The organism is Methanosarcina sp. (assembly GCF_028693135.1).
In the GTDB taxonomy this organism is placed as follows: Archaea; Halobacteriota; Methanosarcinia; order Methanosarcinales; family Methanosarcinaceae; genus Methanosarcina.
Genome location: NZ_JAQUVZ010000020.1, coordinates 49,812 through 60,780 on the forward strand (window position 1 = coordinate 49,812; position 10,969 = coordinate 60,780).

At 42.3% G+C, this 10,969-nt stretch carries 10 protein-coding genes; 2 read left to right on the forward strand and 8 right to left on the reverse strand.

Annotation, left to right across the window (positions count from 1 at the left end; translation table 11 throughout):
- Window positions 1-123 precede the first annotated feature (123 nt).
- Window positions 124-540, reverse strand: a complete 417-nt coding sequence (locus tag PHF18_RS10690) for a S16 family serine protease (RefSeq protein ID WP_300102366.1) — start codon at window positions 538-540, stop codon at window positions 124-126.
- On the opposite strand from PHF18_RS10690, the gene PHF18_RS10695 reads away from it, so the two are divergent.
- Window positions 533-784, forward strand: coding sequence for a DUF6116 family protein (locus PHF18_RS10695; protein ID WP_300102369.1), 252 nt, complete (start codon window positions 533-535; stop codon window positions 782-784). The genes PHF18_RS10690 and PHF18_RS10695 overlap by 8 nt on opposite strands.
- 162 nt (window positions 785-946) lie before the next feature.
- Here PHF18_RS10695 and PHF18_RS10700 read toward each other — a convergent pair whose 3' ends face one another.
- The 6 genes from PHF18_RS10700 to PHF18_RS10725 all read right to left on the reverse strand — a co-directional run bounded on the left by PHF18_RS10700 (window position 947) and on the right by PHF18_RS10725 (window position 7,135).
- Complete coding sequence (locus PHF18_RS10700; RefSeq protein WP_300102372.1) at window positions 947-1,282, reverse strand: type II toxin-antitoxin system PemK/MazF family toxin; 336 nt, start codon at window positions 1,280-1,282, stop codon at window positions 947-949.
- Window positions 1,267-1,512, reverse strand: a complete 246-nt coding sequence (locus PHF18_RS10705) for an AbrB/MazE/SpoVT family DNA-binding domain-containing protein (RefSeq protein ID WP_300102375.1) — start codon at window positions 1,510-1,512, stop codon at window positions 1,267-1,269. Before PHF18_RS10705 ends, PHF18_RS10700 begins: the two co-directional genes overlap by 16 nt.
- A gap of 585 nt (window positions 1,513-2,097) precedes the next feature.
- Window positions 2,098-4,485, reverse strand: coding sequence for an endopeptidase La (gene lon, locus PHF18_RS10710; RefSeq protein ID WP_300102378.1), 2,388 nt, complete (start codon window positions 4,483-4,485; stop codon window positions 2,098-2,100).
- Window positions 4,486-4,686: 201 nt separating this feature from the next.
- A complete protein-coding gene (locus tag PHF18_RS10715; RefSeq protein WP_300102381.1) occupies window positions 4,687-5,106 on the reverse strand; it encodes a MarR family winged helix-turn-helix transcriptional regulator in 420 nt (139 codons plus the stop codon).
- Between the two features lie 132 nt (window positions 5,107-5,238).
- Window positions 5,239-6,531 (reverse strand): Fic family protein, encoded by a 1,293-nt coding sequence (locus PHF18_RS10720; RefSeq protein WP_300102384.1) that lies wholly within the window; start codon window positions 6,529-6,531, stop codon window positions 5,239-5,241.
- Window positions 6,532-6,928: 397 nt separating this feature from the next.
- Entirely contained in the window at window positions 6,929-7,135 is a 207-nt protein-coding gene (locus tag PHF18_RS10725; protein WP_300102387.1) for a hypothetical protein, read from the reverse strand.
- A gap of 468 nt (window positions 7,136-7,603) precedes the next feature.
- On the opposite strand from PHF18_RS10725, the gene PHF18_RS10730 reads away from it, so the two are divergent.
- Window positions 7,604-9,451, forward strand: coding sequence for a M3 family oligoendopeptidase (locus PHF18_RS10730; protein ID WP_300102389.1), 1,848 nt, complete (start codon window positions 7,604-7,606; stop codon window positions 9,449-9,451).
- A 253-nt stretch (window positions 9,452-9,704) separates the two neighbouring features.
- Here PHF18_RS10730 and iscB read toward each other — a convergent pair.
- A partial coding sequence (iscB, locus tag PHF18_RS10735; RefSeq protein ID WP_300102392.1) for an RNA-guided endonuclease IscB occupies window positions 9,705-10,969 on the reverse strand: 1,265 nt, incomplete at its 5' end.

Consider the following 10,969-nt stretch of genomic DNA (forward strand, 5'->3'; position numbering starts at 1 on the left):
GAGTTTGATTTTAGGAGTTTTTTTACTCAGGTTGAGGTGGAGATAAAGATGGATGAATGGGGTATTTCACGGTTCTGGCATACATGAAACCCCATCCACCTTCCATCCTGTACCACTCAATCTTTAAACATTCTGCGTAGCCGAAAATCCATTTTCTTCAAACGACAACACTACCGGCTTGGGAAGATCCATGTCAAGTGCCTCTTTCAAGACTTCCTCAATGGTCTCTACAGGAACGAATTTAAGTTCGTTTCTGACGTCTTCGGGCACGTCCTCAAGGTCTCTCTCGTTTTCTTTTGGCAGGATTACCTTTTTTATGCCTGCCCTGTGGGCTGCCAGGATTTTCTCCTTCATGTCACCAACCGGCATTACTGCACCACTCAACGTGATTTCCCCTGTCATGGCTATTTTTGGGTCAACTGCTTTTGCTTTGCCGGTAATCAGGGATGTAAGGGCTGTAAAGAGGGCCACACCTGCTAAAGGTCCTTTCTTTGGGGTTGCACCTGACTGCACATGGAGTTTTGCCCTGCTTATGTTCATGATTACGTTTTATCTGGGTCTAAGCCGGCTGCCGAGAAACAACCTTTTGCTGGAACAGGTCGATAGGGATGCGGGAGCGTCTTCTTCTCTTTTGATTTTCACATGTTTCACGCTGGGAGCCGCTGGCATGTGGCTGATTTCGTTGGACTGGCCAGATAAGATTCCTGTGCTCGGATCGATTGCTCTGGGCTGTGGGGCTCTCGTTCTGGGCGCATGGGTTGTTTTACAGAAAAGGGGTATTTGAAGGAAGCGGGAGTTTGCACGAATGGCTCATTTTCCCCCATATGATAGGGCCTTCTGAATCCACGATATAAAGAGGATTCCTGGAAAGTAAAGAAAACCATTTTGTTTTATGAAAAATGAAGAGACGAGATGAAAGGAAAAAAGAAGTATTCCGATGAATCAGCTACTTTATAAATATTTCAGTAAGCTTATCCTCAACTTCCCTGACCTTATCTGGCTTTAAGGAACCACGCTTGTAAAGGATAAGGGATGTGTCGGCAGTAAAGATTTTGTTTGTACGGATCAGGCTCCTGGGAGCAGGCAGGCTGCCTTCTTTGAAGTCATCTTTTGAAAGGAAGACTGCATATCCGTCTTTTCGGGTAGCTGTTGTGATCTGGCAGAGGATTAGGTCATCTCCCTGCAGGTCCGCTATAACAAGTGCAGGCCGTTTTTTCGAAGAGCTAAGGTCTGAAAATGGGAATGGTAAGACCACAACGTCGCCTTTCACAAATCTTTCCATGCCTCGTCTTCCTCCAGGCTTTCCCAATTTTTGGCAAGGGATTTTTCCGAGGCAAAGGCTGTCCCCAATTTCTCGCTGACGTAAGAGATGGGCCGGATCTCTATCCTGTCTTCATAAGCCAATAAAGCAACCCTATTGCCTTCCTTAAACTTCTCATCCCGCAGGTCCCTGGGGATTGCGATCTGGCCCTTGCTGGTTATTTTTAAACTTTTAATGTCTAAGAGTGTCATTTTTATGCTCACCTCGTGTGAGAGGTTTTTGTGAAATATTATATGTAAGAAATATAAGAAATGTAAGCTTTATGCATGTAAGAAATGTAAGAATTACATATAAACATATTGCCTTAGATGGATTTTTTTTATTTTCGGTTTTTTGATCCTTACCGGTTGTGATTTCGTAGCCCAACCCCATGTCCACCACAGTTGCGAAGCAACCGGCTTGCCCTTAAATTAAATGAATAATACAAAGAAATTAAGACAGCAGTTACATTTTTTGTTTTCGAATACACATCGTCTCAAAGGCCTGGTGACTGCATGCTGCACATTGATTTTGTTCTGTCCGTGTGTTCATTTTTTGGCGTTTTTTCATTCTGGCAGTTGCTTTGGGCAGGCCTCGCTGACGCTCGGGACAAAAACGACGTGAGATTCCATTACGGTTGTTTCGACCAAGTTCACCAAGCTTCTCACTTGCAAAAAATAAAAATAGATTACTCAAAAAAAGCCGCAGTGTTCCTAAAATATTTAGGGACAAATCTCAGGATGGGTATGCCACAGTTCCGCCAAACCATAACAGCCCCATCCCTCACTCATCAATCTTTAAATATTCTGCGTAGCCGTAAACCCATTTTCTGGAAACGACAGCATCGGCTTTGGAAGATCCATGTCAAGTGCCTCTTTCAAGACTTCCTCAATGGTCTCTACCGGTACGAATTTAAGTTCGTTTCTGACATCTTCAGGCACGTCCTCAAGGTCTCTCTCGTTTTCTTTTGGCAGGATTACCTTTTTTATGCCTGCCCTGTGGGCTGCCAGGATTTTCTCCTTTATGCCGCCCACAGGCATTACTGCACCACTCAACGTGATTTCCCCTGTCATGGCAATTTTTGGATCAACTGCTTTGCCGGTTATCAGGGATGTAAGGGCAGTAAAGAGGGTCACACCTGCGGACGGGCCGTCCTTTGGAGTTGCACCTGAAGGCACATGGATATGAATGTCGCTTGAAGTGAAGTTAAAGCTGTTCGCAGTGTTTGCAAGCCTGGACCTGACAAGGCTCAAAGAGATCTGTGCAGACTCTTTCATCACGTCCCCGAGCTGGCCTGTAAGGGTGAGCTTTCCTTTTCCGGGCATGAATGTGCCTTCAATGAAGAGGATTTCTCCTCCTACAGGGGTCCAGGCAAGGCCGGTGACCACGCCGGGAACGTTCTCTTTTCTGGCCTCTTCCTGCCTGACCAGTTCTTTTCCGATGATCTCCTTGAGCATCTCCGGTTTTACCACGTAAGGCAGGTCAGCCTTGCCTGAGACTATCTTCTCAGAAACAAACCTCGCAGTCTTTGCAAGCTGTTTTTGGAGCTGCCTGACTCCTGCTTCACGGGTGTATTTTTCGATGATAACTTTCAGGGCTTCATCTTCAATTTTGAGTTTATCCGCATCAAGACCGTGTTCTTCCAGGGTGCTGGGGAGCAGGTGGTCTTTTGCAATTGCAAACTTCTCGTTTTTCGTGTAGCTCGAAATCTCTATCAGCTCCATCCTGTCAAGGAGTGGCGCCGGAATCGTTGCCAGGGAGTTGGCAGTGGCAATGAACAATACCTCTGACAGGTCATATGGAACTTCAAGGTAGTGGTCCGAAAAGCTGCTGTTCTGTTCGGGGTCAAGGACTTCCAGAAGGGCACTTGACGGATCTCCTGCATAGGAAGTTGAAAGCTTATCGACTTCGTCGAGGATAAAGACCGGGTTTTTAGTGCCTGCTTTTTTCATGCCCTGTATAATCCTTCCGGGCAGAGCCCCTACGTATGTTCGGCGGTGCCCCCTGATCTCGGATTCATCTTTGACGCCTCCGAGGCTGGCACGGACATATTCTCTGCCAAGGGCATCTGCAATGCTCTTTCCAAGGCTTGTTTTGCCGGTGCCCGGCGGGCCTATGAAGAGCAGGATCGAGCCCTGTTTCTCCTTTTTCAATTTCATTACTGCCAGGTGCTGGATTATTCTCTCCTTGACTTTTTCAAGCCCGTTATGGTTATTCTCAAGCACACGGCGGGCTTCGGCAATATCGATGTTCTTTTTCTCTTCCGTTACCCAGGGAAGGTCGAGCATTAGGTCCAGATAGTTTCGGATAACAGGGCTTTCAGGATTATGGCTGCCTCCGGTTTCGAGTTTCTTTAGCTCTGAGAGCGCTTTCTTTCTGACCTCGTCAGGCATCTTCGAATTCTCAATTCTTTCCCGGTATCCTCCTTCCCCTGATACGGAATCTTCATTTTCATTGAGTTCTTCCTGGATTACCTTCAACTGCTCCCGAAGCATCGCCTCTCTATGCGATTTGCTGATCTTATCTGTAACTTTTTTTGCTATTTCCATCTGGAAATTGATATTCTCTTTGTGCTCCATCAGAATGTCAACAAACTTAAGATATCGTTCTCTAACAGAAACGATCTCCAGAAGGGCCTGCTTTTCTTCAAGTTTTATCGGCATGAATGGCATGACATATCCCATTATCTGGTCAATGGAAACCATCTTCTCGATTGGCCGGGTAAACTTCTCAGAACCCTGAAAACGGCTGCTTATCTCATTAACTGTCGTTTTTACATTCTCTATCATTTCTGCCTGAACATCTTCATCAAGGTCCTGAAGGTCCATGACAGGCTCATATGTGGCATAGAACAGTCCGTCCTTCCGGTAAAGAGAGACGACCTCTACCCTCTGGACAGCCTTTGCAACAACAAGATATCCTTCATCAGCAGGCTGTACAAACACAATCTTAAGCAGATTTCCTGTTTTATACAGATCGTCTTCTGACAGGTCTGAAGGTATTGTGCCGCTCTTTACTGTCAGCCCAACAGCGTACACAGGCTCGGCGTTTTTCATCTCAGTTGATAGTATTTCCCCTGTGGCTTTGTCAGCCAGGAATTTTGCCCGGCTTTTCGGGTAAACCACTACTTCAAAGAGAGGCATTACGATGTTTTCTATATTTTCATCAGTGTTTTTCGTGTACATTGTCAATAGTCCTAATTATTATGAAGTTGTTATCTCAGTTATCGCAATTATCTCAGTTATCGTAAGTATCGCAGTTATTTTCAGTATTTTCAGTATTTTCAGTATTTTCAGTATTTTCAGTATTTTCAGTATTTTCAGTTGTCCTGGGTATTTCAGTTACTTAGTTTGAATTAACCTAACTTTTTCGCCGGACAAAAAAAATTACCACACCTTTTCCAGGAGGTTGATAAGCGTGTCAATTTCTTTCTCGTCCAGAGAATCTGCCATTTTTTCAATGACTTTCAACAAAGCATTTTCTTCGGCACGAGCTATTCTCCGCCCTTTTTCAGTCAGGCGAATGTAAAAGATTCTCCCGTCATCTGAGGACTTTTCTTTGTACACGCAGTCCATTTTTAAGAATTTGTTTACCATCTCTGTGATGGTTGGCTTTGAGTTTCGGGTGATTTTAGCAAGCCTGCTAAATGTCACTTCCCCATGTTCATCTATGACCCTCAGATATCCGATCTGCTTTACAGTAATATCCGATAACCCGCATTCAGAAAAGGTCTCACAAGAGCACTCGCTTTTGATTTTGACCAGGTTTTCAAAGACTATGAACAAATGCTCTTTTTTCTCAGTCATATCTTGATCAGTGCAGTTAGTTAGGCTTTGCCTAATTATATAGTTTTTGGTCTTGGGAAGTTTAATTTTTACTTTCTATAAATTTGCTTCATTTTGATAGATTATGATAAAAAGTATCCGGAAAAGAGGAATTCAATCAACCTTCTTAAAAATAAAAATAAACTCTTTTCCAGCCTTCCTTTTCTCAACATACCCCAGTTTTTCAAGCTGGAACAGGTCACTTCTGGCTGTAGCGTATGCAACACTGTAAGTGGTCACTATTTCTTTAATCGTGACGGGTTTCTCAGGCTGCTTTAAGAACTGTTTGAGGATTTCTGCCTGCCTTAATGTCAGATTTCCTGATTCGGTTATGATTTTCAGGGCTTGAAACTGCTCTTTTTGTTTTCTTTCCAGATATTCAAGGATGTCATCAAGGGCTTTTTTGATGCAGTCGAGGTTATATTTGAGGAAATATGTAAGGTCGCCTGAATCATTCGGGGTTCGGTCTGATTCGGTATAGAGGTAGGCATTTCTATACTGCTTTTTTGAGTTATTTATTACTCTTGAGACCGCCATGTACTCGAAAAGCCAGTAGTCGTTTTTGAGAAGATACCAGTAGAAAAGAGCTCTTGCAGTCCTGCCGTTGCCGTCGTTGAAGGGATGGATGTATCCGACCAGGAAATGGATGATTATTCCCTTTATTATAGGGTGAATGAAATTCTCATCCTTGCTGTTGGCAAAATCACACAATTCATCAATTAATTTTGGAACTTCGGGATATTCCACAGGTTTATGAAGCAGTGTCCCGTCATGGGAATAAACTGCAATCTCGTTGTTTTCCCTGAAATTGCCTTCGTATTCGGTTTTTTCAAGGGTACCGTTTGTAATCATCCTGTGGATTTCAAGGATTTTTTCAGGGGTGATGGCTTCGTTTTTTAAATCCACTATATGCTTCACTGTATCGTAATTGTTTACAATCATTTTTTCATCTTTATTTTTAGGCTTCCTGTTCTCCTGCAGCATCCTTTTTGCAATTTCCCTTGTAGTTGCTGCTCCTTCTATCTGGCTTGAAGCTATTGCTTCCTCCATTAAGGAGTTGATAATGTATTTTCTTCTATTGTCCTGCAGGGCATCAAGACTGCTGAGAAGATTTCCTGCTGCGGATTTATCCAGAATGTGGAGTTTTTCCTGAAATTCATCTATTAAGTTATACTTGAAAATCCAGTCCCCAAATTCCAAAGATTTTGCTTTTAATTCTCTGGACACTTTCATCAGGTTCCACACAATAACAGGGTTAAGGGGAAGTTTCCTGTGTTTTAACTCCTCCCAGTGCAGATACCTCTCATTGTACCTGTGGGCTAACTCTGCAATTTTATCCTCATGAAGAAATTTTCCAGCTTCTTCAAAGGCTTCTTTTGAATATTCAGGAACCGCCGGGAGTTTCATATTATCATTTTCTACCTTTTTCTATCAATTTGATTGATTTTGATAGATATTGATAGTTTCTTGCCTATATTTCTTTCTATCAATTTGATACATTTTGATAGATACTGATAGTTCTAAATAATAGTCCTCAATATCAACACTACCGATTGACAGTGTTTTTAATTAGTTTTCTGTTTTTTCCTATCAATTTGATATATTTTGATATATTTTGATAGATATTGATAGGAAAATTGAAGATAGACGGCTCTACATCAACCAATAAGAACGATTCAGAGAGATAAATAAAAAATAATGTTGATTCTTCAATTTCAAAAAGAGTTTAGTGTATAGCCAAGTAACTTACTTTACTATACACCTATTTTCTATCTTTTTCTGTTTTCTATTGCCTGTTTTTCACTCAGGCATTATAGGCATCATAAATCTGCCAGACCCATATAATCAACCATATTGAAATTCCAGTCCCGACAATATGCATGGCTCCAGTAACAATGAAGGCTATCCAGATTCCGAGTGCCTTGAAAAGATGTCCCTTTACAAGCTGGCCCAGACCGGGTACGAAAAAAGAAAATAGGGCGGGAACTCCGTGTGTTCTCCTACAGTCCATAAAACTTACCTTTTTTAAGAATTTATCTTTTTTAAGAACTTATCTTTTTTAAGAACTTATCTTATTAAAACACTTAATAAGAGGACGGATATATATAAATTAACCTGGCTGAGTTTTTCCCTTTTAAATGATTTTTTAATTTAAATTCAGAAAATGAATTTCTTAACCTGTAATCAGCAGATCGGCATTGTTAGAGTTTAAACAGATTCTATGATGGGAGTTTAAACAGATTCTATGATAATATTTTTTAAACAGCAGGTTCATATTCGTTAGTCCTGATATATTCTCAGTCAGATGTATGTGTTTTCAGTTACAGGCTAATAGCAACCGGAGGGTAGCAATTTTATGGGACGAAAGTTAATTAAACGGTTCAGTTCTCTCGGAGTATTATTGATTTTTTCCGTATTTTCGGGACGTGGGGATTCAGAAAAAGTAAAGAAGTCTTCCGGAAACAGAGGTGAGAGTCATATGTTAAAAGAGCTTAACCTCGATGAGGTTACCACGGAATGGAACAATTCCTATCTTTTCAGCAGCAGAGAAGATGCCTTAGAAAAGCTTGGAGCATTAAAAAAGAGTTCGGAAGAAATTAACGAAACTTATCGTCCGGAATTTGAAAACCTGTCCGGGACTGCTTTAATTAAGTATCTGAAAGCCGAAAAAGAGTTTTCAAGATCTATTGACATTCTCTACACATATGCATACACTCAGCTTACCAAGAACGTGAATGATAAGTTCTTCATTTCTCTTCTATCGGATTCTCAGGACCTGATTACCGAATATAAAAAGGTTAACGCCTTTGCAACTGTGAAACTGACCTCGCTCAATAAAGGGGATTGGGACAGGCTTTTTTCCGAAGAGCCCAAACTTGAGGTATACAGGCCTTATCTTGAAGCTGCATATATCAGGTTTGCAGAGCACAGGCCAGCGGACGAAGCTCAGGCTGTCTATCTTGCAGAGCTCGAAAATCAACGTATGAAACTGGAGACTGATGCCCTTTCTAAAATCACCAATAAAGTCACCATGGCAGGAAGTATAACTCTTGAGAGCGGGGAAGAGTTCTCCGTAAATTCCCAGTCCTACAGTACTCTGCTTTCAACAGACCAGAGCCGGGAAAACAGAAGAAGATGTTATGATAAGAGGTTTTACCATCTGATTAACGAGTCCGATTCAATGGCTTCTCTATATGCGGAAAAAGCCCGCCTTGATGACCTTGCTGCAGGACAGCTAAACTACCCGGACTCTTACGAAGCCAGCCTGTACGGCCTTTATCTCACAAAGAATCAGGTTGATGACATGAATACGGTGTTTAAGGAGAGAAAACCCGTATTTGAAGCTTATAATGAGTTTCTGAGGAAAAAGCTCGGGCTTGAAACGCTCAGGCCGTATGACCTTATGTTGCAGTTGACGGGTCAACCTGATAATAATGACAATAATTATACATATACAGCTGCTTTGCAGGAGATCCAGAAATCCTATTCCGGGATGGATTCCCGTTTCAACGAAATTTTCTTAAAAACGGTAACCGGAAGTTTCGTAGACGTGTATCCTGCCCCCGAAAATGGAAAACAGCCCGGGGGTTACTGTTACGGCCTCTTTGCTCTGAAGGCTCCTGCCCTGATTTTTATGAACTATAACGGAATTATCAGTGACCAGAAGACTCTTACTCATGAGCTCGGGCACGGAATTAATTTCTATCTGATGGGCAATTCCGTAGATTATCTCTACTGCACAGGCCAGATCTATGAAATGGAGGTCCCGTCCACTTTCAACGAAGAACTCTTTGTTGATTATGTGGTCGAAAACTCGGATAAAGAAACTGCAGTTGCCGTGCTTGCCCAGCATATAGGGGAATACCAGAACTACTTTACCCGCCAGCCCATGATTACCGAATTCGAATATAAGGCCCACCAGTTATGTACTGAAAAACGCAATGAAAACGGAACTGTCAGTGGAACAGAACTCAATGCCCTCTGGACAGCCCTCTCTAAAGAATACAGGAGCGACTCAGTAGAATATTACGCTGAAGATTCTGCGGAATGGACCTACATTAACCACATTTACCTGACAAACAATTACTATACATTCAACTACGCGATTTCAAAAGCAATAACTCTCGCCCTCTTCAAACAGTACAGGAAAGCCCCGGAAACCTTCAACAAAAACTACATTGCCTACCTCTCAGCCGGCGCAACACTGCCCCCTGAAGAAAAACTCAAGAAATATTTTGGGATTGAAATCAACAGGCAACTCTTTGAAGACGCCATGGACGTCGTGGAGCTGAGAATTCAGGAACTGAATAAACTGGAAAACGACTGATGAACCTGGATTTCTCTTAAACCTTTTTTCCCCTAACTTATTTTTCGGTGGATCGCCAGGAGAAACTGAATTCATAACCGTCCTCCATGTCCGAAGGACACTTTTCTTAACCCGGGGAACCTCATTTAAATTCAAAGATAAATATAAGCGCCTCCGCCAGCTTGCCTGGCGGCCCTACAAAAAAAGCAGAAAAGAGAAGCCCGAATAAAAAATAGACTCGAAAAAGTATTTTTCAGGTAGAATTTGATTTTGTTCATAAACCCTCAGCAGGAAACCCCTGAGTCTTTAGCTCAGGGGAGGAATGCGTCAACTTCCCCATCCTGCTCTGTTGAATTAGTGTTGTTGTCCTGGCCCTCAATCGTTCACAAATTTTCTTCACGTTAACACTATCTGATATTTTGTTTCCAAACAGATCCGAAATAGCAAAGAATCCGGAAGATCTTTTGCCTTTGACAAACCCTATTCCCTTACTCGTTTTTACAAGATCGAATTTTCTCAGGTTGAACAGTTTTCCCGTAGGTATTTTCTTTTCGGATCTTTTTCCTGTCCTTTGCTGATAATCCCCCTTGCTAACGTTTCTTTTTAGAAAAACCGAATCTTCTACCTCTACTTTCTGGTCGTCCCTGCAACAAATAGCAACAGCATCAAAGTAATGTGTTTTTATCAACTTCAATATCTGCTCTCTCCTGTACTTGGTTTCGTACCCGAAAGTCTCTGCAAAATTCCAGCCGGATTTCCGGATTTGGGATTTGAGAATCCCAATTTCAGTTGCATGTTTTGTTTTTGACTTGCTTCCTGAGAGTTTGAATTCTCCATTGTGCAGGGCTTTGTGGCAGGTTTCACAGAGCGTTATCAGGTTTTCCGGTGCATCTGATCCATGGTTTGACCTGAAAACAATGTGATGGCAATGTAGCCGTGAATCCTTTGACTTCCCCCTGCAATGCTGGCAGGTGTAGCCGTCCCGATCCAGAACGTAAGCTTTGACATTGTAGAAACCTTTAAGGTCCCCTTCCTGATATCCTATCCCGGAAACTTCCGGATTTGTTATTTTGTGAATATCAAAGGAAGCAAGCTCTACCTTCCACCCGGTTACAGGAAGCAGGGATTCCAAAAACATCTTTTCCCGGAAATGAGCTTCAAGTTTGCTTCGGAGAGAAGGAACTAATTTCCCTTCTTTCCTTGAATTTCCCCGGTTAGCAAATCTTGCAGGTCTATACCTTGTTTTTCTACCTCTTCTGGTTCTCCGGTACATCTTCCGTTGTTCCATCTTTTTCGAAACGTTTTCTCTCAGGTAAATTTCGGATTGATACAACACTTTTCCGTTAGCAATAGCTGCACAGCCCACGACCTTAGAGCCGGTATCCATCCCTGCAATTACAGGTTGAGTATACCCACTGCTTCCGAAAAGTAACTTGATTGTGAATGGAGTATTTCGGACCACTTTTGCCTTGCCTGCTTGCAGTAGCTTTCTGGCTTTTGAAGGTTTACAGGGCATTAGTGGTTTTTTGTTTTGATTGA

What these genes read in the sequence shown, in the direction of transcription:
- PHF18_RS10695 (WP_300102369.1), top strand. Translation starts at nt 533, where the DNA reads ATGTTCATGATTACGTTTTATCTGGGTCTAAGCCGGCTGCCGAGAAAC.
- PHF18_RS10690 (WP_300102366.1), bottom strand. Translation starts at nt 540, where the DNA reads ATGAACATAAGCAGGGCAAAACTCCATGTGCAGTCAGGTGCAACCCCA.
- PHF18_RS10700 (WP_300102372.1), bottom strand. Translation starts at nt 1,282, where the DNA reads ATGGAAAGATTTGTGAAAGGCGACGTTGTGGTCTTACCATTCCCATTT.
- PHF18_RS10705 (WP_300102375.1), bottom strand. Translation starts at nt 1,512, where the DNA reads ATGACACTCTTAGACATTAAAAGTTTAAAAATAACCAGCAAGGGCCAG.
- lon (WP_300102378.1), bottom strand. Translation starts at nt 4,485, where the DNA reads ATGTACACGAAAAACACTGATGAAAATATAGAAAACATCGTAATGCCT.
- PHF18_RS10715 (WP_300102381.1), bottom strand. Translation starts at nt 5,106, where the DNA reads ATGACTGAGAAAAAAGAGCATTTGTTCATAGTCTTTGAAAACCTGGTC.
- PHF18_RS10720 (WP_300102384.1), bottom strand. Translation starts at nt 6,531, where the DNA reads ATGAAACTCCCGGCGGTTCCTGAATATTCAAAAGAAGCCTTTGAAGAA.
- PHF18_RS10725 (WP_300102387.1), bottom strand. Translation starts at nt 7,135, where the DNA reads ATGGACTGTAGGAGAACACACGGAGTTCCCGCCCTATTTTCTTTTTTC.
- PHF18_RS10730 (WP_300102389.1), top strand. Translation starts at nt 7,604, where the DNA reads ATGTTAAAAGAGCTTAACCTCGATGAGGTTACCACGGAATGGAACAAT.